Below are 22,920 nucleotides of genomic sequence, written 5' to 3'. Positions count from 1 at the left end.
CATTATGGATGACCGTTCAGTCCTCTATTTTTGGGCTGTAAGCCTTGAAAAATATAACTGTTGAGAAAATATAAATTTAAATTTATATGCTGAATTTTAATCGTTTTTAAGTCTTATTAAATATAAATTATCTAGTAGTATTTTGTCTATAGGCACCTGGACTAACCCCTGTCCATTTTTTAAAGGCGCGATGAAAAGCACTGACTTCCTGAAAGTTAAGCTGATCACTAATGTCCTGCAAACTTTGATCCGTACAGGTTAAAAGTTCAATGGCTGTATCACGACGAATTTCATTTTTGAGCTGTTGATAAGTCGCACCTTCATTTTTAAGACGCCGTTGCATGGTGGCTTCAGACATATTCATTTTCAAAGCAAGCTCATTCAGTTCAAGCCATTCAGCCGGAGGTACTTTTAAAAGCTGTTTGCGGATCTGTGTACTTAGCGCATAAGGATTTTTAAAGCGAACTAGCAGGTTATGCGGAGTCTGCTGAATAAACTGATACCAGGAGGTCTGATCCTGTTTTACCGGGAGCTGCAAATAGGCGGCATCAAACTGGATATAGTTTTCACTGGCCTGATATTCAATCTGTTCACAAAAACGGACTTTATAATCGAAATCATCTAATGGCGCGGCACATTTTAGTTGGATCTGATTGAGTAAAATCCGCTGTCCGCTTAACCAGCATAGCAGGGTATGAGTCAGCATTAGATAGGTTGCATAACTAAACATGCGCTTGGTCTGCTTCTGGTCATAGATCACGATATAGGCGAAGTTTTCCTCGACCATGAGGGTGCTGTGCAGATCATCCAGAATCAGATTAAAAAATTGCAGGATTTGCTGCAGAGCTTTTTCCAGCGTATCGGTCTGTAACAGCATTTTTGACAAGAGCTTGAAACTGCCACGGCGCATCGGATGACTGTCCATGCCAAAAAATTCATCATTCATGCTGTCTGCAAGTGCAGTCCATAGCGCGGCATATTGCGCTACTGACACCCGTGCTTTAGCAGAGTGCAGAATCTCTAAGGGAATGGCAGCCTTAGTTAGAATCGCAGCAATATCATAATGCTGTGCTTTGGCATTCAGCAGTGCTTCATGAACCAGATCAATTGAAATGGTTCCCTTACTATATTCCAAGGCTGGTAATTGCATAGCCAGTCAGATATCCCTTCTTTATTGTCCAAATCCATCAGTGAAGATGCAACATTTGGAAATTGTACAGAATAAAATCTCTGTTTACTCTGCCTATTAAGTCGTAGCTTGTCATAAAAAATAGGAACAGGACATTAACATGAAAATTCAGGGAAAAGTGATTGTGGTAACTGGTGGTGCATCAGGTCTGGGTGCAGCCACAGCGGCTCATCTGGTAGAACAGGGTGCAAAAGTGATTCTGGTCGATATGAACCAGGAACAGGGCAATGCCTTACAACAGCAACTGGGTGAGCAGGCTGAATTTGTACAATTGGATGTAACGGATGAGCAGGCGGTTGAAGCTTTCTTTAATCATGTTGAAAACAAGTATGGTCAACTCAATGGCTTGGTGAACTGTGCTGGGATCGCACCCTCTGCCAAAGTGCTAGGCCGTAATGGAATCCATGAACTGGCGATGTTCCAGAAAGTATTGAATATCAATGTAAGTGGCACATTTAACATGCTTCGTTTTGCGGCGGCTTTAATCGCCAAGTATGAACTGCAAACGGATGAAGAGGAGCGTGGCGTGATTGTGAATACGGCTTCAGTTGCAGCCTTTGACGGTCAGATTGGTCAGACAGCTTATTCTGCGTCTAAAGGTGCGGTCGTTGCAATGACGCTGCCACTAGCACGTGAGCTAGCGCGTGAAGCGATTCGTGTCATGACCATTGCACCGGGCATTATGGAAACCCCAATGCTGAAAGGCATGCCGCAAAATGTACAGGATGCTCTGGGGCAGATGGTTCCATTTCCACCACGTCTGGCTAAACCTCAGGAGTTTGCCCAGTTAGTGGGTCATATTTTTGAAAATAGCTATCTAAACGGTGAAGTGATTCGTCTGGATGGTGCCATCCGTATGGCTCCAAAATAAGTTCGAATCAACAAAGCAAAATACAAAAGTCAGAGTAGATAGGTTTATTCACTCTATATGGAAAATTAAAAGATAAGTAAGGGATATACGCAGTGCTTTTAAATGACGAACAGAAAATGATTCAGGAAATGATGCGAAACTATTCGCAGCAAAAACTGAAACCTACCGCTGGTTTAAGGGATAAAACGGCTCAATTTCCAGCACAAGAATTGAGAGAACTCGGTGAGCTTGGTGCACTCGGTATGACCGTGTCTGAACAATGGGGTGGAGCAGGCCTGGACTATGTGTCGCTGGTACTAGCCCTTGAGGAAATTGCTGCTGGAGATGGAGCCATCTCGACCATTGTCAGTGTACAAAATTCACTGCCTTGCGGGATTACCCAGCGTTATGGTACCGAGGAACAAAAGCAGAAATACCTGACTAAACTAGCGACCGGTGAATGGTTGGGGTGTTTTTGCCTGACAGAACCTCAAGCCGGTTCGGATGCCAGCGCACTGGAATGTAAGGCAGAACGTGATGGCGATGAATGGGTATTAAATGGCACCAAGCAGTTTATTACTACCGGTAAGCATGCCCAGATTGCATTGGTATTTGCAGTGACAGATAAATCTGCGGGCAAGAAAGGAATCTCATGCTTCTTAGTACCTACCGATAGTCCAGGATATATCGTCTCGAATCTGGAAGAAAAAATGGGGCAGCATTGTTCCGATACCGCAACCATCATTTTTGATCAATGCCGGATTCCGGCTGAGAACCTGTTAGGACAAGAAGGTGAAGGCTACAAGATTGCCTTGTCTAATCTGGAATCTGGCCGGATCGGGATTGCAGCACAATCTGTAGGTATGGCACGAGCTGCACTGGATGCTGCTGTTGAATATGCCAATGAACGTAAATCCTTTGGCGTCGAACTGGTACAGCATCAGGCAGTGGCGTTCCGTCTCGCAGATATGGCCACCCAGATTGAGGCAGCAAGACAACTGGTCTTACATGCAGCAACGCTTAAAGATGCAGGATTACCATGCTTAAAAGAAGCGTCCATGGCTAAACTGTTTGCTTCGACGATTGCAGAGCGAGTCTGCTCGGATGCGATTCAGATTCATGGCGGTTATGGTTATGTCTCAGATTTCCCGGTTGAACGTATTTACCGTGATGTCAGAGTGAGCCAGATTTATGAAGGTGCATCTGATATTCAGCGTCTGGTCATTGCCCGGGAAGTGAGCAAAGTTTAAAAGTCATGAAATAGCCGACTGTTCAAATCTTGCAGCTCATTTGAGGGATATGGAAATTGTGATGGTCTATAAAACATGGTCAATTATTGATTAAGCGAAAAGTGACTCAGCAGAGTGACACCTAACATGTCCTAGCAATAGGGCATGTTATATAAAACCGGCATTGCAATGGAATTCGCAGGCGGTAGACAGAACAACAAATACAACGGACACAGACATAAAGTCTGTTTATAAACGGAATAGAGGTTGTCGTGATGAAGACACTAGAACAAGCGTATCGTGAATTTAATTTTGACACTATGGTTCAACAACATCTGGCAGGAGTGCCAGATGCACTCAACGCCTATACAGAATGCTGTGGACGTTTTCTAGGACAAAACCGGATCGCGTTAATCTGGGAAGGTAAAAATGGCAAGACCCAATATTGGACTTTTGAACAATTGGCTGAGGCTTCAGGACAATTGGCTCATTATATGACCTCACTGGGTTTACAAGCAGGTGACTGTATCGCTGGTTTGCTCCCACGAACCCCCGAATTATTAATTACTATTCTTGCTACCTGGCGTATTGGTGCGATTTATCAGCCTTTATTTACCGCTTTTGAAAGCAAGGCAATCGAGCATCGTATTAATACCGCACATACCCGACTGATTATTACCAATCAGGAACAGCGAGCGAAACTGAATGATCTCGATATTCCACATCTTTTAACCGTACATCAAACGCCTGAAAGTACCAATCAGGATGCTGATTTCTGGACAGAACTCAAGAAATGCCCAACTGAATTTGAGCCGGTTCAAGGTCGTTTTAGTGACATTTTCCTGATGATGTTTACTTCAGGTACAACGGGGCTGGCAAAATCAGTGCCTGTTCCGCTTAAAGCTTTACTGGCATTTAAAGGCTATATGCTGCACGCCGTAGATTTACGTGACGAAGATACTTTCTGGAATCTGGCAGATCCAGGTTGGGCTTATGGTCTGTATTATGGAATTGCAGGTCCATTAAGTCTGGGACATAGCATCATTCTGGATGAACGTGCCTTTAGCGTAGACAATGCTGTTGAAGTCATTAAAAAATATCGGGTAAATAACCTGACCGGTTCTCCAACCGCGTTCCGGATGTTCTATGGCTTTAAGGAAAAATTTGATGCTGAGATTAGCTCATGTTTACGTGTGGTCAGTAGTGCAGGTGAGCCATTAACGCCTGAAGTCATTCAATGGTTTAATCATGAAATGGACGTCAATATCTACGACCAGTATGGACAGACGGAACTGGGAATGGTGATTGCCAATCATCATGCGCTGGAGCATCACAAGAAAATCGGTTCTGCTGGCTTTGCCATTCCGGGGCATCGTTTTGCAGTTTTAAATAAAGAGCATCAGGAAGTCGAAAAAGGTGGTATTGGTACTTTGGCCATGGACTGCTCAGCCTCACCTTTGATGTGGTTTGAAGGCTATGGCGGCAATAATCGTAAAGCCTTCGTGGGACAGTACTATTTAACGGGTGATACCGTAAAACTGAATGAATATGGTGGAATAGATTTCATTGGTCGTGCGGATGATGTTATTACGACTTCGGGTTATCGAGTTGGACCTTTTGATGTAGAGAGTACCTTGCTGGAGTGTGAAGAGGTGCTGGAGTCCGCTGTGGTTGGAAAGCCAGATCCGGAACGTACCGAAATTGTGAAAGCCTTTGTAGTGCTTAAAGCACAATATGCTGCTAGTGAAGAACTGATGCTGAAATTGCAAAACTATGTGCGTTCCCGTTTATCTAAACATGCCTATCCGAAAGAGATTGAGTTTTTAAGTGATTTGCCTAAAACCTCTAGCGGTAAAATTCAGCGTAATCTACTTAAACAGCAGGAAATTGCCAAGATTCAGGGTATCAAACAGGTCAGTTAAAATATTTATTTAAACATGTTGAAAAGGTCGCAATTGCGGCCTTTTTTATATGATTGATCTGTTTATTTTTAAATTTATCAGAGAAAATAATTGTCATTACAATGTAATACTATTCATCTTTTAAATAAAATAAATCAAAAATTTAGCCTCTTATTGCGAGGCTAAATTGAAGGTGAAATTCTTATTTACTTATAGATCAACTTTTTTGTGCTCAGCATCTGGTTCCCCAGCTTCGCCAGTCACACCACCTTTTAATGCCTTAAATAGCTGAGTTACTTTATTATCGGTGACATTCCAGTATTCTGCACTTTCAGCTTCAGCAATCAGTACACGCACGCTAGGATCGTCTTTACCCTCAAACCAGTTTTCTGCCCATGGATTCCATAATTTTTCAATCAGAATACGGTCAGTACTGATCTGTGCATTTGCACTGATCGATACATAAATACCATCAGAAGGTTTAGCGAAAGACAGGCCAATCTGAGTGCGACCAGTAGTGGCAGCTTTCACCAGATCATTGGTATCACGCATGATGAAATACAAGTTCTGATCTTCATTCATTTGCTCAGAATTGAGCATGGTCATCGGCTGAGAATGAATTTCCTGACTTTCGGTTACATGGCTGATCATGGTGTAACGCACATCTTTGATTAATTCCCATAATTTTTCACGATTATTATGCTGATTTTGTTCGTTCATCTATATGCTCCATACTATTTTTGAAAGCGAGGATAATTACTATTTATTCCTTAAGCAGCTTAATCATATTTAGGAATGGATACAGAGGGTCTCACTGAACTGATACATTTTCCTACTGAATTGCAGGCAGCAGCTACAGAAGTGCTAAACAATCGAAATTCAGTTACAGGGTGATAAAAGAATAGAAGAACGAGGTTCCAGGAAGATGTAATACGTGAATAAATTAAGTGGCATATAGATCAAGTTAAGTGCATTCATAATATGACTATTACATATTTATTAGGACACTATCAGCTTGATACGGAGCATTTAACTGATATGCTATTTAGCGCTAGTATTGCCAAGCCATTTATTGATTTGCTGTTTATGCGCAGAGAAGTTAATTTGCTCGAGATTTATCCGCATATTGAAATTTCGGTAAATGCACTTTTTGTGGCACATGCTTCTTAAAAATCTTCGAAACAAGGAACGACGTTGTCTATATCGACTATGGATGCCATATCCCCAGAGTTTGAACTCACCGATGCTGAATTGCACTTATATAGTCGCCAGATTCTTCTGGATGGCTGGGATATTGAAGCACAGGAAAAGTTGAAATTTTCTAATGTCTGTATCGTGGGGTGCGGCGGGATTGGTTGTGCCTTGGCAGAACTTTTGGCACGGGCAGGTGTTGGCAAAATTACCCTGATCGATCCTGATACGATTGAGATGAGTAATCTGCAACGACAACTGGCATTTACGCCAAATGATTTAGGCTTTTATAAGGCAGAAATACTCGCGAAAAGACTGGCTCAGATTAATCCGAATGTTCAGGTTGAATATATCAATCAAGCTTTAACGACTGAAAATGCAGAAAGTATTATTGAACATCAGGATCTAGTGCTGGATGGATGTGATCAGTTCGAGACACGTTATCTGGTCAATCAGAGCTGTGTAAAACTGAATGTGCCTTTAATCAGTGCTTCTGCGATTGGCTTGCAAGGGCAACTGTTCATGATGGAAGGGGATTCAGCCTGTTATGCCTGCCTGTTCCCATCTGAACATCAGGCTGATACCAGTTTGCGCTGTGCAGATTCAGGCGTATTGGCGACTACGCCGAATGTGATGGCGAGTTTGCAAGCTCATCATGCTTTGCTTTATTTAGGCCTGGGTAAAATGCCACTTAGGCAGAAACTTTTACTTTGGGATGGTCTGAGTTTCAAACAGCGCATTTTAAGTTTCGAAAAAGATACAGATTGCCCGGTCTGTCAGGCAAGATAGGCCTGCAAAATTTAATTTTTTTGCTACACTGCATGTAATTAATTTTTCCTAAGACATTATGAAAAAAAATATCTGGTTAGATGGAATACGTTCGGTTGCCCGTATGGGTGAAACCGCGGTAGTTGCGGCGAAGGCCGGCATTAAATATGCTACTGAAAAGCCAAGTAATGCCAAACTCATGCGTGAAACATTTGAGTCTTTAGGCTCAACCTATATCAAGCTCGGTCAGTTTATTGCCAGTACGCCGTCGCTGTTTCCGCGTGAATATGTGGAAGAGTTTCAGGGCTGTCTGGATCAAACACCGACCTTGCCATTCAGCTATATCCAAGAAGTGCTAGCATCAGAGTTTTCTGGCCGAAACTTGGATGAAATCTTTGCCTCAATTGAAGAAACACCACTGGCTTCTGCTTCCATTGCACAGGTACATGCGGCCAAGCTGGTTTCTGGTGAAGATGTAGTTATTAAAGTACAAAAGCCGGGTGTGGAAACAATTCTATATACCGATTTAAATGTATTGCATTGGGCGACCAAACTGCTGGAAAAAGCAGTACCGAAAGTAAAATTTGCGTCATTGGCAGATATTGTCGAAGAAATCAAAACCCGGATGGTGCGTGAAGTTGATTTTATTGAAGAAGCACAAAATCTGGATGATTTCGTCAATTATCTGAATATCACCAATAACAAAGCAGCAACTGCTCCTAAGGTTTATCATCAATATTCAACACGTCGTGTGCTGACTATGCAACGTTTATATGGCGTGCCACTGACTGATTTTGAAGTGGTGAAAAAGGTCGCTAAAGACCCGTCACAGGTTCTCATCACTGCAATGAACACCTGGTTTGGCAGCCTGATGATGTGTAACAGTTTCCATGCTGATTTACACGCGGGTAATCTGATGCTGCTTGAAGATGGTCGTGTGGGCTTTATTGATTTTGGTATTGTCGGCCAGCTTAAACCAGAAGTCTGGACAGCGTGTATGGCCTTTATGGATGCCTTGCAGCATACCAATTATACCCTGATGGCAGAGAATATGCTGAAAATGGGCATGACTGCAGTTGCGATTGATACCAAAGTGCTTGCGGCTGATCTCGAACGTTTGTTTAGTGGTGTGATGTTAGCTGATCCTCAGGAATTACTGACTTCAAGCCCAGCAGATCTTAACGATATTATGATGGATATGGTGGCAGTCGGTGAACGTCATGGCATTCGCTTCCCACGTGACTTTGCCTTATTGTTTAAGCAAATGCTGTATTTCGACCGTTTCATGCGAATTCTGGCACCGTATACAGACATTTATGCAGATCAGCGTTTGCAGATGGTTCAGACCATGGACCCAAATTTGCTGTTAAAGCATTAATTTAATCCCTCCCGACCTCCCTTTAATAAAGGGAGGCTTTCATTACAAAATAATTAGAAGTGATGAAAGTCCCTCTGTATTAAAGAGGGATTTAGGGAGATTATTGGTAAATATTAAATTCCGAGTTTTAAAATGGACGCAATTATTATTGAAGGCTTAAAGGTCGATACAGTAGTCGGCTGCTTTAATTGGGAGCGTCAAATCATTCAGCCTTTAATGCTGGATCTAAACATTCGTACCAACTTAGAACAAGCGGCACAGTCAGATGAACTGGAAGATACTTTGAATTATGCCGAAATTTGCGAGATTTCAGCGCGGGTGATTCAGGAAGCTCAGCCAAAATTGATCGAACATGCAGCAAAACTGGTACTAGACGCGCTTTTTGCTACCTTTGAAAGTGTAGAATCGATTATGATTACGATCCGTAAGCCTGCCATTATCGCGCAAGCCAATTCTGTAGGGATACGTCTTGAACGCCACCGCAACGATATTCGCCCTAGCACTGGCGAGTAATTGTCATCCACAGCAACATTTTCAGGCTGCCCAGCAACGGATCAGTGAGTTGGGGGAAGTCCGGTTTTCTCCAATTTACCTCATTCCATGTCGGGATAGTATCGGAGCAGATTACTGGAATGCAGCCTGTCTCCTATACAGTGAGGTTTCTGTTCAAGATATGACAGATTTATTAAAGCAAATGGAAACGGATTCAGGGCGGGTTCGACCATCGCATCAGATCAGCCTGGATGTCGACCTGATTGCATGGGGAAATGATTTAAATCAGATGGACTTTAATCCGAAAAAATTACCGCTTGCCCTAGACGTAAAAATCCCGATGCATGACATCTGGTCTCATCCTGCATTTGAATATGATCGCCGTCTTCAATATCCACAAGTCAAAATTTAATTTATATCTAAAGCGAGTAAAAGGTATCTTTTAGCTTAGTTTAATTAGCGAATTGGAATTTGCTAAGAACAGCTGTCTATTTTTTCTTGTGATAAAAAACAACTAACAACACTATGATTGCAAACAGAATGCCAAGAATAATACCTGTTTCCATACGTCACCTTTAAAGCATTATTTTTTTGATAAATAGGTCATAGCTATTTAGCAGTTATACCTATGTCAATCGTTCTAGAATTTTAATAAATACGAGATGAAACCGGTTCGATTATAACAGCTAAATAAACGAATAGAGTTTGATTAAAATGTGAATCAATATTCTGTTGGATAGGCGGTTAAATTGATTGATCTACACTCAAAAAACGATCAATGAGTTATCTTGTTTAAGAATTCATAAGAATGAAAAAAGCCCTCAAAAAAGAGGGCTTCATTTGATACTTAAATATAATAACTGGTTTTAGTCATTAACTTGGAAATACCGGTCATAGCAATCTTGACTGGAAGGGGTAAATCTACACCGCCTGCAGCCAAAGCTGTATCACGATGATGCAGTTCATCTTCATTCATTTGTTCCAGAATGCGACGTGAGCGTTCATCCTGTGCGGGCAGCTGATTAATATGATGCTGTAAATGCATACTCACTTGGCGTTCGGTTTCAGCAACAAAACCCAGACTGTATTTGTCACCCGCAATGCCGGCAATTGCACCCATCCCAAAGGAAAGGCCGTACCAGACCGGATTGAGTAAACTGGTATGGCTATCCAGTTCTTGTAAGCGGTCTTCACACCAGGCCAGATGATCCTGTTCCTCAATTGCCGCCTGTTCCATTTCCCGACGTACATTTGGTAATTTCGCTGTTAATGCCTGTCCATGATAAAGCGCCTGGGCACAAACCTCACCACTATGATTCACACGCATTAAACCAGCCACATGACGGGCATCACTCACGGTAAGCTGAGTTTCAACCGGTTTGGCTGGATTTTCCCGTTGTGAGGAAGTCGTTCCTGGAACAAGACTGCGTAATGCCTGGTCAAAAGAATGAATAAGCTTATCGACACCTGTATATTGACGCATGAATTAATCCTCCAAAGGGGCTTTTGCGATTTTGATCATCGGTTTCAATCTATAGAGCAGCCATAAGGTAAACAGGCCACTCAACACTGCAGTAATACAGAAAAGTATTTTAAGATCAAACTCTAAAATGCTTAAAATAATAATTGAGAATATAGCAGAAGATACCATGAAAACGGCATTCAGGATGTTATTTGCTGCAACCACACGTGCACGATGTGAGCGGGGAGAATGCGCTTGCATCATGGCATACAGCGGTACGATATAAAAACCGCCACTGATGCCTAGTAAAGTTACCGCCAGCATCACATGATAATAGCTCCAGCCTTGCTGGAATACATCTGCCAAGCCGAGTAACGTACCGGTACGTTCCGGAACAAAGGCAAGACTTGCGGCTAGATATAAGGCAAAGACTACAAGGCCAATGGCACCAATGGGAACCATTTTGATATTGACCTCAGTACCTCCTAATCTGCGGCATAAATAAGAACCTAAGCCGATCCCGACAGAGAAAAAGGTTAAAAGCAAACTGGCGACATTTTCAGAAGCATGCAGGTTTTGTAAGGTGAGTTGAGGAATCTGGGTAAGATAGGTTGCACCATAAAACCAGTACCAGGAGTTACCCAGCAGAATTAAAAAAACCAGCGGTAAGCTTTTGGCATATTTAATGGTCTGAAAGCTGGTCCGGAAAAAATTCCAGTCAATGTTGATTTCAGGCGCTGGAATGCTCTGCTTCAGAATATAACGACTGGAGAGATAGCCAATCACGGCGATACTTAATACCGTCAGGCTGATCCAGATCAGATTGCCTGTAGAAGCAGCAATGACTGCACCACCCAGAATCATACCGAATAAAATTGCTAAAGAAGTGCCTGACTGGAACAGCGCGTTACCTGACATCAGTTCATCTGGTTTTAATACTTCAGGCAAAATGGCATATTTAATCGGGCCGAAAAAAGTGGATTGAGTACCCATTAAAAACAGGGCAAACAATAGAATCCATAAATGACCGAGTAGGAAACCAACAGTCCCCACAATCATGATCACAATTTCAAAAATCTTTAGATAGCGAATCAGCTGGGAACGTTCATATTTGTCTGCAATCTGGCCTGCCGTCGCAGAGAAAATAAAATAAGGCAAAATGAACAATAGTGCGGCCAGGTTATTTAGTGTGCTAATACTGGCTGATTGTTGCTGAATCCAGCCATAGGTAATCACCAGTAATAATGCCTGTTTAAAAACATTATCATTCAGTGCACCAAAAAACTGGGTCAGGAACATGGGTAAAAAGCGGCGGCTCGCTAACAAATGTTCATTGTTGTTCATATAAGACGTGCTACATTAAGATTTATTAAGAAATGTGAGATATACGTAAACATTGAGAAAAATCATGTAAGATACTTTCGTCCATGTAAAGGCAAAACCCAATAATTTAAGTTCTTTAGCTTATCTTTTTCGGTCAAATAATCAATTAAAGAATGTATTCGTTTAGAGTTTGCTATGCCCGCAAAGAGAAAATTTAAACAAACGATGCTGAATCGTAGTATGGGGTCTCTCGTACCATATCATGGCCGAGCCAGGCTATGTATGAGCATATTTTTCATGATGTTATCGCATCAGGGCATGGCACAAACCGAGCAGACGGAAACTCCGGTAGCACTATCTCAGGCAGAAATGATCGAAGAGTTATCCCAGGAAGCCGTACGACAAGGGGTAGCTACGACCGAAGCTGAAGCCACAGAAAAAGTTGAAGAAGCTTTAGAACCTGAAACTTCGACTGTAGATAGTATGCAAATGCTGCAAGAACAGCAGACTATGGGAACGTCTCTGGGTGAATTTCAGCCAATTGAGTTTGATGATTTAGAAAGCCTGCCGGTGCAAACGATTGACCAGAGTATGGCCAATGAGATTTATCAGGTCGCAGAAGAAGCGAAACGCGAGGCGCAAGCCTATCGCCAATCAGCGCAAACTGAAACGGTAGTCAATGATATGAGTCAGCAGGAACTGGTTGAAATCAATCAGGCACCTGTGAATGTTGATCAGCTTATGCAGTCCATTCAGGCCGATAGCCAGATCATTGTCCAAAGAAATGAGTCCGGTGCGACCTTATCCGAGTTGCCTGCACCAACAACGCCTGAAAATGACAAACGTCCGAATATTTTCAAACGACTGTTTTATAAAATCCGTCCACCTCGCCAGATTATGACCGCCAGTTTGCCTCGGATCAGTGCAGATGTGGTCATTGTGAATGGAAATGGTACTGCACAAAGCAATGGCGGATTGAATCGTAAAGCCCGGTCAGAAGGTTATACGAATCTCAGAAATAATGTAAAAGCTAAACTTTCTAGCTTTACTCAAGAATCCTTTGACGATTTTTCATCTGCATTACCGCAACTCCGTAATTTGTCCAATCAGGCTGCCCAAGCTGTAGGTTATTACAATGCCCAGTTCAGATTTGAAAAATTATCTGACAGTCGGGTCAGAGTTTATGTAACCCCGAATGAGCCAGTCATTATCAATACCCATAATATTGAGTTTAGTGGCCCAGGTGGTGAACAGCCGCAGTTCCAGGTTATTAGTCTTCTACCTGAACAGGAAGAAGGTGATATCTTTAACCATGGGGATTATGAAAAAACCAAGGATCGGATTAATACCGCAGCCAGCAATAATGGTTATTTCGATGCTTACTGGCGCTTGCACGATGTGCGCATTGCCCAACCCGAAAATACAGCCGATGTAAATTTACGCTTTGAGACAGGTGAGCGTTATAAACTGGGTAATGTCGAGTTCAGGATGAGTGATCCTGAAAAAGAATTTCCACTGAATCGTGATGTGCTGGAAAGTCTGGTTACTTGGGAAGATGGTGCCGATTACACTTTCTGGCGTGTAAATAGCCTGGCCAACAACCTGACGAACTCACGTTATTTTAACTATACGCTGGTGGATGCGATTCGTCCTGATCCTATTGATCGGGAGCTGGAACTGGCACCGGATATTCAGAGTCTGATAGAAGAACAGAAGTTTTCAGAAGATGAAATAGGTGTGGCCAAAAAAGCTGTACCGGCATCCGATCAGGAAGTTACACAGGATGTGGTGGATGAAGATCAGTTTGCCGGTAGCCGTGATGCAGAGAATCCAAATTTAAGAACTTTGCGGGTTCAGCAGCAGACCAAAGAAGACGAAGAAGAACGTTTAAAGGCTCAAGCTCGTGAAGAGAAAAAAATTCCGGTGATCGTGACACTGAATGCAGACCGTCTTAACAGTGCCGAAGTTGGTCTGGGTTATGGTACGGATACCGGAACACGCTTACGTGGACAATATCGCCGCGCGATCGTAAACAAGCGTGGTCACTCATTTGATGCCAACCTTGAATTGTCACAAATCCGTCAGTCCATTGATGGCCGTTATAATATTCCATACAACCATCCACTTAATGACTATATCAGTATCGTGGGCGGTTATGAGCGTGAAGAACGTGATGGTGTGGCCCAAGGTGATGGCCTGTTAATTGAATCTGCGGTACTCGGTGCTGACCGGATTATTAAAAATCCGCGTGGCAGCTGGCAACAAACTTACGGTCTGCGTTACCGCCTGGATCGTCTGACGCAGGATGGTTCAGTTGATTTTAGCCAGATTCCAGAAGCATTCAGATTCAATACTGAAGATGAACAGCAGTCTTTACTGGTGGGTTATGAAGTTTCCCGTACCGATAGTGATCGCCGGGTGAACCCGACCAAGGGCTTTAAGCAAACCTATAAAATCGAATTGGGCAGTGAAGCTTTATTGTCTGATGCCGATATGGCCATCATAAATGCAGGCTGGCGTTTTATCTATTCATTAGGTGAAAATGCCGATCACCAGTTTGTTGGACGTGCGGATCTGGGTTATATCTTTACTGAAGATTTTGCCAAAGTACCTTATAACCTGCGCTATTTTAGTGGGGGTGACCAGAGCATCCGTGGTTTCGACTATAAGAGTCTTTCTCCGGAAATTGAAGGCTTTAAAGTGGGCGGACAGGCTTTGGGTGTGGCTTCACTGGAGTATAATTATCAGTTCAGGGAAGGCTGGCGCGCTGCAGTATTTGCGGATGCCGGAAATGCCTATAATGAGGATTTTAGTAATCCAACAGAATATGGTGCGGGGCTGGGGATTCGTTGGGCTTCACCGATTGGCCCAATTCGTTTAGATGTGGCGACCGGACTGTCGGATGACAATTATCCGATTCGTCTGCACTTCTTTATTGGCTCGCAGTTATAAAACATTTATTAATTAAAAAATAGTTATTTGGGTAGATCATGGTCGAGAACCAACCACAGCCAGAACAAGAGCAACAACCTGAAGTTGTGCCGAAAAAGTGCCGTATCTTTAGAAGTATTCTATTGTCGGTTCTTTTTTCTCTTATTTTTCTGCTGTCTGTACTGGCGATCCTGTTTTCTACCGATAAAGGCAGTAAATTCCTGCTCGATCAGGTGATGCAGCGCCAGGAAATCATTCATTATGAATATGAAGGTGGGAACCTGTGGCGCGGGATTATCCTGAAAAATGTTCTGGTTACCCTGAAACCGGTCGATGTCAAAATTGACCGTGCTGATGTCAAGCTGGGTTGGCGGGCGATTATCAAAAAAGAAATTCATCTGACTGAAGCAGATGTAGTGAATTTACAGATTATTAATAAAAATCCGCCAAGTGATGAGCCATTCAAGTTCAATGCTATTCGTTTACCGTTTGTATTGCGGGTTGACCACTTACTTCTCGATCACCTGGTGATTAAAACCCAGACCGATGCAGTGGATTTTTATAATATTGAACTGAATGAAGCATTATGGTCAGGTACCGAGCTGAATTTCGAAGATTCCCGCATGGACATGGGCTATCTGTCGGTACGTGAAGCTACTGGGAAAATGCAGTTTGAAGGTAAATATCCATTGGATGCACGTGGTATTTTAAATCTGCCTTCACTCAGAGAAAGCCTGAATATTCATGATATTCAAGTGCGTGCTAGAGGCACACTGGATACCATTCAGGCCGGGGTCGCGACCAACACTCCAGATTTGCTGACAGGCTGGGCGGTTCTGCACCCGATGCGTCCTAATGTACCTATGCGTGGTGAACTCCAGTTTAAGCAATATCACTGGCCAATTCTGACAGAGCAAAAACTGTTTACGAAAGATGGTGTGGCTGAGTTTAATGGGAATACCAAGCGCCTGGATTTGAATGTCCGCACCGATATTGAAGGTGAAAATATCCCGGATGGGCAATATACCGCAGTGATGTATACCGATCTGGTCAATCAGCTCAATATTACTGATCTAAATGGTCAGCTGATGAAAGGCTCGGTAAGCCTGGCGGGTACTGTGGGCTGGGCTGATCGGGTGGATTGGGATCTGACAGGTCGCATGAATGGGATTGATCCGAAACATCAGCGAATTCCACAGGTAGTGCAGGACTTTCTGCCACCAAGTCTGGATGGCAGTATTGCCTCTGCCGGCAATCTGGAAAATGGCCTACATTTAACAGGATTGGTTGATTTTGACCGCTATGAAACCTGGAATATCAAGCTGGATCAGAAGCCGGTTAATGACAATAAAGCTCAACCGATGTTGCTGGATGTGGCCTGGAAAAATATTGATCGTGCTGTGCCTTATATTGGCTGGTTAAAAAGTGAATCAGGCGATGTTGATCTGGTACTGGTAGAAGGCCAGCAAAATATCCATGTTGCTACCCAAGTTGCTCAGCATGAAGAAGGGCTGTTGCCGACAGGAATGTATCAGGCACAACTAAACTTGAAAAATAACATCCTGAATGTTCCAAGTTTTAAATATAGCGGAAATGGACAGGCCGGCAGCCTAACAGGTAATGCACGAATTGAACTGCCAGAAGAAAAACGTCAGCTCAGATGGTCCGCAGTATTAAATGCCCAGAACCTGAATACTCAGACTCTGGCTGCAGCTTCACCAATTGACCGCTTGAATGGTCGGGTAAAAGCCAGTGGTTATGCACGCCCGAATCAGCAAATTATTAATCTCAGCGGTGTAGATCTGACCGGACGACTGGCTGCGCAAAATGAAACCGTTCACCTGACAGGTAATAGTAATATTGCCTTGTTGTTCCATGATGAAAAAGCAGGTGGCGGATTCAAAAGTTATGCGGTCAATTATGATGGTGCATTAAGTGCCAGCCAGATCAAGGCCAGTCAGGGATTGCTGAAACTGCGCTTGTCAGGTACGCCTGATATGCTGAATATCAAGGAACTGCGTCATGATGGTGTCGCTGGAAAAATTAATGCCAATGGTCAGGTGAACTTAGCAAATGGTATTGGCTGGAATGTAAATGCCTCTCTGGTGCGTTTTAAACCTCAGTATTTCAATGCCAAGCTTAAAGGTGAATTGTCTGGCAATCTGCAAACTCAAGGTATCTGGTCGGATGCAGTGAAGCGTGTCCAGATTCAACGCTTAAATCTGGCCGGTATGTTGAATAATAAACCGGTACGCGGTAAGGGTAATCTGGCTGTATTGATTGACTCCAAGCAGCGTGGTTTTGTACCGCAACAGTTTGAAGCCAATAACCTGTTCCTGTCTTATGCCAGCAACCAGCTCCAGGCCACAGGTAATGCACAGAATCTGCAACTTAAAGTGAATGCACCGGCATTATATGAGCTTTATCCAGGATTAAGAGGCCGGGTACAAGGCTACATCAATATGCAGGCACAACCGCGTTTACAAGCAACTGCGAATCTGGCAGTGGATAATTTTGCCTTCAAGAACCTGTTTAGCGTAGACAAGATTCGGGTACGCGGCCAGTTGCCGACTTCACAAACCACACCGACTTTATTGACTGCAACCATGGATCAGTTGCGTAGTGGCAATAGACAGATTGTACGCGGTGAAGTTTCACTAGCTGGAACGCGCGCCGCGCATGTGCTGCAAGTTCAGGCTGAAAATAAGCTGTCTAAATTTTTTGTTCAGCTCGCAGGTGGTTTTAATGCGCAAAATAACTGGTTAGGCCAGATCCAGCGCGGTGATTTTGACTCACTGCGTACCCATCTGGTGCAGCGTCAAAATGCAGCTGTGATTTATAACACTGCTCAGTCGGATCTATTTGTGGGCGCTCATTGCTGGATGAGCCAGCAAAGCCAGCTTTGCTTTGACCAGCCAATTCGAGTCAATAAAACTCGAGGCAGTGCTTCTTTTATTACCCGTAACCTGGATCTGGCTGACTTTAGTGCCTTCCTGCCAGAAGGTATAGCATTAACCGGTAAAGTGAATGGTTATGCTAAGGCAGCTTGGGCACAAGGTGCCAAACCGAAAATTGATGCACGTCTGGTAACCCGCAATGGGGTGATCGGCTTATCTTCTGATGATCCGGAATATTTAGGCTCGACTTTAAAATATGATGAAGTGGGGCTGGTCGCAAAAAGCGTGGCTGCTGGACTACAGATTCGTCTGGATGTGAAAACGCCGGATATTGGTACAGGCTATGCCAATGTGATTATTGATCCATATCGTGACAATAAACCAATGCGTGGCGAGATTGCCTTTAACCAGGTTCAGCTGAAGGTCTTTAAGCCATTCATTCAGGATGTGCGTAATCTGGATGGTACCTTGTCGTATGCAGGTAAAATTAGCGGAACGTTAACCGATCCATTACTTGAAGGTGAAATTCGGGTTAAGGACGGGGCGATCAGCATGATTTCATTGCCAGTCAATCTGACCAATGTGCAGCTCTATTCATCAGTCCGTCAAAATACCGCGACTATTAATGGTGCATTTAATAGTGGTCGTGGTGCTGGTAAATTAACTGGTTCTGTAGACTGGAAAGGGGATCCTCGCGTACAGCTCAAACTTCAGGGCGAAAATCTGCTGATTCGTCAGGCACCGTTGATTACTGCGGTGGTTACACCTGATTTGACCTTGGATATGTATCCGTTCAATAAAAAATTGAGCTTGAGTGGCAAGGTCGATGTTCCTCGTGCACTGATTTCAATGCCTGAAGCGTCTGAACCTGTGGTGGGCTTGTCTTCTGACGTACGCGTAGTACGTGAGGGAGATGACCAGCTCGCCATTCTGAAAGCTGCACGTCCATGGGATATTCGCGCAGATGTTGCAGTGTCGTTAGGAAACCAGGTGATCTTCCAGGGCTTTGACAGCCGTATTCCACTCTTAGGTCGTGTCAATCTGACGCAACGTGGTCTGGAATCTGCGATGCGTGCCAATGGCGCGATCGGGGTATCGCAACGGGTGAAAATTGAAGCCTATGGGCAAAGTCTGGATCTGAACCGTGCGATTGCGCGTTTTAATGGCCCACTGTCGAATCCAACTTTAGATATTGATGCCAATAAATCCATTCAAGGTAGTACGGTGGGTGTACGTGTCACTGGTACAGCCTCAAGTCCTGCCATTCAGGTGTATAACGATGTTGGTCTGTCTGAACAGGAAGCGTTGAATGCCCTGATTACTGGTCGTATCAATGAAGGGGCTTCAGGTTTAAGTCAGGCGGAAGGTTTTAGATCTGATGTAAACAACACCATTGCTGCCGCAGGGATCAGTCTGGGCTTGGGTGGTACGCGTGCCTTGACCAACCAGATTGGCCGTAGCTTTGGCTTGAGCGGTCTGGCACTGGATGCACAGGGCACAGGGGATGATACTCAGGTGTCTGTAACCGGTTATATTACGCCAGACTTGTATATCCGTTATGGGGTTGGCGTATTTACCCCAGTGAACAAGCTGACTTTACGTTATCAAATGAACCAGCGTTTATATCTGGAAGCCAGTCAATCTTTAGAGCGTGCAATTGACTTGTTCTATAACTGGCGATTCTAATCTAATCAAAAGCCCTCTAAATGAGGGCTTTTTTATAGGCAAGAGATTTCAAAATAGCCTAAGCTATTTAAATCATCAGGCTATACTGATTTAAGGTATTCAATAAAATTAATCCTTAAAGGTCTCGTTCAGTGCATTCTGAACGGCTTCCACTCGGGATTTACAGGCTTTATACGCCTGCATAGACTCTTCAACGATTTTCATCAGATTATCAATATCTGGTTCCTGCTGAGATTCAAGTAATTCAGCATTCTTTTTCAAGATGTCATAGCCTTCCTGAAAGCTCAAAGTATCATGTCTCATGGGGAGTTACCTGCGTAAGTTGTGCTGAAAATAGGCCATCGTGTAATTCAACTTGAACGGGTTGTTGTGCATTGATCTGATTGATTGAACGAACTACGTGATCTTGCTGCCGCACAATGGCATAGCCTTTGGACAAAACATGTTTGGGATTTTGCAGTAGTGTTTCCCGCATCAGGGCATCTAGCTGCTGATTAATCAGTTGGGTCTGTTGCTGGGCAAGGTTAGAAGTGTTGGACTTGAGCTGCTCTAAACGTTGCAAGGCATTCATAATCTGATGATTGGCCAGATTCTGGATTAGTTTTAGATATTGCTCATTCTGGTTTTGATAAGCCTGAATTTGCTGTTGAGAAAGCCGTTGGATGCTTTGCAGATTATTTAAAACTTCTTGAGTTAGCTCGACCACATGATTACGAATTCCAGCAATCACCTTACTCGGTGTGTCAAAAGATCGATGAGCGATTTCATCCAGAATCGTCCTGTCTTTTTCATGACCAATACCAACCCAGACGGGAACTGAACGTTTGCAGAGCAGGGCAGCCAGTGCATAGTCATTCAAATAAGCCAGATCATTGACTGCGCCACCGCCACGGATGATCACGATCAGATCAGGCGCGTGATGATACGTTTGTGCCCACTGCTTTAAAGCTTGTGCCAAGCTTTGCATGATGCTTTGCGCTGCAGTATTTCCCTGAAAGGTCGCACTGTGATAGATAAATTCGCATACCTGAGCTTCTTGCAAAGCATCAGCATCTTTCTTGAAATCGCCCAGACCTGCAGCCTTTTCCGGAGCAATCACCAGAATCCGGTTGAGGTCAAAAGGTGTAGGCAGATTTTTATTGCGATCAATCAGACCTTCGGTTTTCAGTCTTTCTACAATCTGCTGATAACGTCGGGCTATATCACCCAAGGTATATCCAGAATCAAACTCTACGATATTTAGGGAAAACCCATATTGCGGATCAAAACTAGCTTTTACTTTGATTAAAACCTTAAGATCCCGGCTTAGCTCAATACCACTTTCACGTTCAAATTGCGTCACAATTTTCTGTGCAGCAAATTTCCAGATCGTGGCCCGGCAACTGGCAATGACCTGATCATTGTCAGGATCTTTTTCTGCCAGTTCTAGATAATAATGGCCAGTTTTAATATTTAAATTACGAATCTCGGCTTTGACCCACACCGGTGTATCGAAAGTGATTTTGACCACTTCCTGAACCGTAGAAAGGTATTCTTTTAAAGAAAGCTGGAGATCGTCTTGCATGCTGAGATAAAGTTTAAAATTCAATCAAATATTAAAGCAATATGGCCGCTAGTACAAACATCAAGCTTCGTGCATAAAAAAGGCAAGGACAAAGAAGCTGGGCAATAATTAATTTAATAATCTAAAAACAAAATATTAGAGTAATGCTTGGTTGATGAAGGGTAATAAACACTTTGTATAATAATGTAATGACATTGTCATCTTAAAGCCATTCCAATAGTTAACTAAAACTAAATTTTGGCTATTTGAAAAAAGAAACTACTTTTGAAGGTTGATTATTGGTTAAGGTAAATCATAGGAAATAGTGCGAATCCTAAATATAATTAAATCGAATGATAATAAGAACTGTTCCTGCCGCTTTTTACAGAATTACAAACACTCAAGCCTTTTCAGATCTGACGCTATAAGTGGAATATGCTACATTAAAGGCGAATTCCTTTAGAAGAATACCGCTCATGACAAAAATAATTTTATCTGGTTTGTCCGGATTGTTTGCATCCATCCTCCTTGCTGGCTGTAGCACAACCCAGTCGCCTGATTCAAACTCTACGTCATTAGGAACAGCGAATCCAGCAAGTGCCTATTGTATTAATCAGGGTGGAAAGCTGGAAATCCGTAATGAAACTAATGGGCAAGTGGGCTATTGTCATTTAAAAAATGGGCAAGTGGTCGAAGAATGGGAATATTTCCGAGCAAACCAGCCTAAATGTATCGCTGATCAGGCAGCTGCGTTGGTTGGCCAATCCAATTTAACTGAAGCGCAAATCAAAGAGAAAACCAAAGCTCAAATGGTACGCATGGTTGCACCTGGCCAGCCTGTCACTATGGATTATCGTGAAGAGCGCGTGACGGTCACTGTAGATCCAGCTACTAAGAAAGTAGTTCAGGCCAGCTGTGGTTAAGATATGAAATGCTACTTTCGGGCAGGCAGTATCAATAAGAATAGGTAGAAATTTCATTTTAAATGACAAATCTGCGCTGATCTCTTATAGTGCCTCTCGGAAGGAGAAATTCATGAAAAAGTTATTTGCTTTATCGCTGATGGTTGCTCTGGTCGGCTGTGCAGAGAAAAAACCTTTAACCCCTGAAGAGCAGTGGCATGGCTATTGTCGTAGTGTGGGGAATGCTGCACGAACCATTATGCTGGATCGTCAGAATGCGATCGAGAAAGAAAAGGCTGTTGAGCATGCCAACAAGATCGATGATGACATCACTCGCGGTTTTATCCTGAATATTATCGATGAAGTCTATGCACTTCCGGAACAGGAAATTAAGACCGATGTAGATGCAGCCCGTGAGAAAGTCCGCGCTGAATTTACTGAAAAATGTATCGCCACACCGCATGATAAAATGCCAGATTACAAACCGTTCTAAGGAACGGTTTTTTTATATCTAAATAAAGCAAACTAAGGAATCTTCATTCAAATTAAATAGTGGTTTATAGATATAAGAATATTCTTCTAATAATAAAAATAGCCTAAGCAACATTAAATATAATTTGTGACAATTGCTAAATCTAAAATATAGAAATGCTTATCTTTATATTGAATAATGAATTTAACTCCAAAGCCTTGAGGAGAACAATAATATGGACGTCGTGAAGTATTTATATCACTCAGATCTGCTGTTAGAAGATGAAAAAGGATTGGCGATTATCGGTAGCGGACGCTATGTTCTGAGTGTAGGAGACAAGGTCGTGATTAAGCAGATCTTGGTGCAGGACAAAAAACGCTGTCTGGTCGAGATTTCCTTTGCCAGCAATAACCATAGCCAGACCTATGAAGATCAATGTGAATTAAAATTTGAGGGTTGTCGGGACGCTTTTCAGCAATATTTGAACTCGACGACAGTCCACTAAGGTGGAGTATCTTTTTCTAAGTAAATCAGGCAACATCGATGTTGCCTTTTTTATGCGTCAAATTTGGTTAAAAGTTGTCATATCTGTATTTAAATTATGCAAGGCGATGATGATTTGTTTATTGAATGATCTTTATAAGCATCATTTAGTTATAAAATAATGAGCATCACAAAGAAACACTGTACTTGCATTAACTTTTAA

General features: G+C 43.0%; 19 protein-coding genes. 13 read left to right on the top strand and 6 right to left on the bottom strand.

The window, feature by feature from the left end; genetic code table 11:
- Positions 1–127: 127 nt before the first annotated feature.
- Positions 128–1,150: an AraC family transcriptional regulator gene (locus AC4MBN_RS08255; RefSeq protein WP_419364832.1), complete on the bottom strand. Its 1,023-nt coding sequence runs from the start codon at positions 1,148–1,150 to the stop codon at positions 128–130.
- Between the two features lie 139 nt (positions 1,151–1,289).
- Here AC4MBN_RS08255 and AC4MBN_RS08250 point away from each other — a divergent pair, with 139 nt between their 5' ends.
- From AC4MBN_RS08250 to AC4MBN_RS08240, 3 genes are all read left to right on the top strand, one after another.
- Positions 1,290–2,060, top strand: coding sequence for a 3-hydroxyacyl-CoA dehydrogenase (locus AC4MBN_RS08250; protein WP_125279513.1), 771 nt, complete (start codon positions 1,290–1,292; stop codon positions 2,058–2,060).
- A gap of 92 nt (positions 2,061–2,152) precedes the next feature.
- On the top strand, positions 2,153–3,289 hold the full coding sequence (locus AC4MBN_RS08245; protein WP_491880118.1) for an acyl-CoA dehydrogenase family protein: 1,137 nt from the start codon (positions 2,153–2,155) through the stop codon (positions 3,287–3,289).
- A 254-nt stretch (positions 3,290–3,543) separates the two neighbouring features.
- Entirely contained in the window at positions 3,544–5,190 is a 1,647-nt protein-coding gene (locus AC4MBN_RS08240) for an AMP-binding protein (protein ID WP_491880117.1), read from the top strand.
- A 189-nt stretch (positions 5,191–5,379) separates the two neighbouring features.
- Here AC4MBN_RS08240 and AC4MBN_RS08235 read toward each other — a convergent pair whose 3' ends face one another.
- Entirely contained in the window at positions 5,380–5,889 is a 510-nt protein-coding gene (locus AC4MBN_RS08235) for a pyridoxamine 5'-phosphate oxidase family protein (RefSeq protein ID WP_034704527.1), read from the bottom strand.
- Positions 5,890–6,150: 261 nt separating this feature from the next.
- Here AC4MBN_RS08235 and AC4MBN_RS08230 point away from each other — a divergent pair, with 261 nt between their 5' ends.
- From AC4MBN_RS08230 to AC4MBN_RS08210, 5 genes are all read left to right on the top strand, one after another.
- Complete coding sequence (locus AC4MBN_RS08230; RefSeq protein ID WP_180013001.1) at positions 6,151–6,339, top strand: hypothetical protein; 189 nt, start codon at positions 6,151–6,153, stop codon at positions 6,337–6,339.
- A 39-nt stretch (positions 6,340–6,378) separates the two neighbouring features.
- Positions 6,379–7,149, top strand: a complete 771-nt coding sequence (locus AC4MBN_RS08225; protein WP_180002248.1) for a HesA/MoeB/ThiF family protein — start codon at positions 6,379–6,381, stop codon at positions 7,147–7,149.
- Between the two features lie 58 nt (positions 7,150–7,207).
- Positions 7,208–8,506 (top strand): ABC1 kinase family protein, encoded by a 1,299-nt coding sequence (locus tag AC4MBN_RS08220; RefSeq protein WP_491880116.1) that lies wholly within the window; start codon positions 7,208–7,210, stop codon positions 8,504–8,506.
- A gap of 132 nt (positions 8,507–8,638) precedes the next feature.
- The gene (gene folB / locus AC4MBN_RS08215) at positions 8,639–9,019 is read left to right on the top strand and encodes a dihydroneopterin aldolase (RefSeq protein ID WP_004783828.1); all 381 of its coding nucleotides are present in this window, start codon (positions 8,639–8,641) and stop codon (positions 9,017–9,019) included.
- Positions 8,976–9,410 carry a 2-amino-4-hydroxy-6-hydroxymethyldihydropteridine diphosphokinase gene (locus AC4MBN_RS08210; RefSeq protein ID WP_419364824.1) on the top strand — a complete coding sequence of 145 codons (435 nt, stop codon included), beginning with the start codon at positions 8,976–8,978 and terminating at the stop codon, positions 9,408–9,410. The genes folB and AC4MBN_RS08210 overlap by 44 nt, the downstream gene beginning before the upstream one ends.
- A gap of 435 nt (positions 9,411–9,845) precedes the next feature.
- Here AC4MBN_RS08210 and coq7 read toward each other — a convergent pair whose 3' ends face one another.
- Together coq7 and AC4MBN_RS08200 are read right to left on the bottom strand one after the other, a co-directional pair.
- Positions 9,846–10,481, bottom strand: coding sequence for a 2-polyprenyl-3-methyl-6-methoxy-1,4-benzoquinone monooxygenase (coq7, locus tag AC4MBN_RS08205; RefSeq protein WP_004783823.1), 636 nt, complete (start codon positions 10,479–10,481; stop codon positions 9,846–9,848).
- Positions 10,482–10,484: 3 nt separating this feature from the next.
- Positions 10,485–11,804: an MFS transporter gene (locus tag AC4MBN_RS08200; RefSeq protein ID WP_419364821.1), complete on the bottom strand. Its 1,320-nt coding sequence runs from the start codon at positions 11,802–11,804 to the stop codon at positions 10,485–10,487.
- A gap of 174 nt (positions 11,805–11,978) precedes the next feature.
- On the opposite strand from AC4MBN_RS08200, the gene AC4MBN_RS08195 reads away from it, so the two are divergent.
- Positions 11,979–14,735, top strand: coding sequence for an autotransporter assembly complex protein TamA (locus tag AC4MBN_RS08195; RefSeq protein ID WP_419364820.1), 2,757 nt, complete (start codon positions 11,979–11,981; stop codon positions 14,733–14,735).
- A 38-nt stretch (positions 14,736–14,773) separates the two neighbouring features.
- The gene (locus AC4MBN_RS08190) at positions 14,774–19,297 is read left to right on the top strand and encodes a translocation/assembly module TamB domain-containing protein (RefSeq protein WP_491880115.1); all 4,524 of its coding nucleotides are present in this window, start codon (positions 14,774–14,776) and stop codon (positions 19,295–19,297) included.
- A 108-nt stretch (positions 19,298–19,405) separates the two neighbouring features.
- On the opposite strand, the gene xseB is transcribed toward AC4MBN_RS08190, so the two are convergent.
- Together xseB and xseA are read right to left on the bottom strand one after the other, a co-directional pair.
- The gene (gene xseB / locus AC4MBN_RS08185) at positions 19,406–19,600 is read right to left on the bottom strand and encodes an exodeoxyribonuclease VII small subunit (RefSeq protein ID WP_419364816.1); all 195 of its coding nucleotides are present in this window, start codon (positions 19,598–19,600) and stop codon (positions 19,406–19,408) included.
- Positions 19,590–20,861, bottom strand: a complete 1,272-nt coding sequence (gene xseA, locus AC4MBN_RS08180) for an exodeoxyribonuclease VII large subunit (protein ID WP_491880114.1) — start codon at positions 20,859–20,861, stop codon at positions 19,590–19,592. The genes xseB and xseA overlap by 11 nt, the downstream gene beginning before the upstream one ends.
- A gap of 455 nt (positions 20,862–21,316) precedes the next feature.
- Between xseA and AC4MBN_RS08175 the strand changes: the two genes are divergently transcribed.
- The 3 genes from AC4MBN_RS08175 to AC4MBN_RS08165 all read left to right on the top strand — a co-directional run bounded on the left by AC4MBN_RS08175 (position 21,317) and on the right by AC4MBN_RS08165 (position 22,719).
- Positions 21,317–21,763, top strand: a complete 447-nt coding sequence (locus tag AC4MBN_RS08175) for an I78 family peptidase inhibitor (protein WP_419364812.1) — start codon at positions 21,317–21,319, stop codon at positions 21,761–21,763.
- Between the two features lie 112 nt (positions 21,764–21,875).
- Positions 21,876–22,235: a hypothetical protein gene (locus tag AC4MBN_RS08170; RefSeq protein WP_004783806.1), complete on the top strand. Its 360-nt coding sequence runs from the start codon at positions 21,876–21,878 to the stop codon at positions 22,233–22,235.
- A gap of 214 nt (positions 22,236–22,449) precedes the next feature.
- Positions 22,450–22,719: a hypothetical protein gene (locus AC4MBN_RS08165; protein ID WP_005235947.1), complete on the top strand. Its 270-nt coding sequence runs from the start codon at positions 22,450–22,452 to the stop codon at positions 22,717–22,719.
- Positions 22,720–22,920 lie beyond the last annotated feature (201 nt).

It is taken from the genome of Acinetobacter sp. CAU_H_60, from assembly GCF_058599385.1.
Note: the sequence above shows the minus strand (reverse complement) of the source record. Positions and strands in the feature narration are given on the sequence as shown.

Coding starts and splice junctions, on each gene's coding strand:
- AC4MBN_RS08255 (WP_419364832.1), bottom strand. CDS start 1,150: ATGCAATTACCAGCCTTGGAATATAGTAAGGGAACCATTTCAATTGAT.
- AC4MBN_RS08250 (WP_125279513.1), top strand. CDS start 1,290: ATGAAAATTCAGGGAAAAGTGATTGTGGTAACTGGTGGTGCATCAGGT.
- AC4MBN_RS08240 (WP_491880117.1), top strand. CDS start 3,544: ATGAAGACACTAGAACAAGCGTATCGTGAATTTAATTTTGACACTATG.
- AC4MBN_RS08235 (WP_034704527.1), bottom strand. CDS start 5,889: ATGAACGAACAAAATCAGCATAATAATCGTGAAAAATTATGGGAATTA.
- AC4MBN_RS08230 (WP_180013001.1), top strand. CDS start 6,151: ATGACTATTACATATTTATTAGGACACTATCAGCTTGATACGGAGCAT.
- AC4MBN_RS08225 (WP_180002248.1), top strand. CDS start 6,379: ATGGATGCCATATCCCCAGAGTTTGAACTCACCGATGCTGAATTGCAC.
- AC4MBN_RS08220 (WP_491880116.1), top strand. CDS start 7,208: ATGAAAAAAAATATCTGGTTAGATGGAATACGTTCGGTTGCCCGTATG.
- folB (WP_004783828.1), top strand. CDS start 8,639: ATGGACGCAATTATTATTGAAGGCTTAAAGGTCGATACAGTAGTCGGC.
- coq7 (WP_004783823.1), bottom strand. CDS start 10,481: ATGCGTCAATATACAGGTGTCGATAAGCTTATTCATTCTTTTGACCAG.
- AC4MBN_RS08200 (WP_419364821.1), bottom strand. CDS start 11,804: ATGAACAACAATGAACATTTGTTAGCGAGCCGCCGCTTTTTACCCATG.
- AC4MBN_RS08195 (WP_419364820.1), top strand. CDS start 11,979: ATGCCCGCAAAGAGAAAATTTAAACAAACGATGCTGAATCGTAGTATG.
- AC4MBN_RS08190 (WP_491880115.1), top strand. CDS start 14,774: ATGGTCGAGAACCAACCACAGCCAGAACAAGAGCAACAACCTGAAGTT.
- xseB (WP_419364816.1), bottom strand. CDS start 19,600: ATGAGACATGATACTTTGAGCTTTCAGGAAGGCTATGACATCTTGAAA.
- xseA (WP_491880114.1), bottom strand. CDS start 20,861: ATGCAAGACGATCTCCAGCTTTCTTTAAAAGAATACCTTTCTACGGTT.
- AC4MBN_RS08175 (WP_419364812.1), top strand. CDS start 21,317: ATGACAAAAATAATTTTATCTGGTTTGTCCGGATTGTTTGCATCCATC.
- AC4MBN_RS08170 (WP_004783806.1), top strand. CDS start 21,876: ATGAAAAAGTTATTTGCTTTATCGCTGATGGTTGCTCTGGTCGGCTGT.
- AC4MBN_RS08165 (WP_005235947.1), top strand. CDS start 22,450: ATGGACGTCGTGAAGTATTTATATCACTCAGATCTGCTGTTAGAAGAT.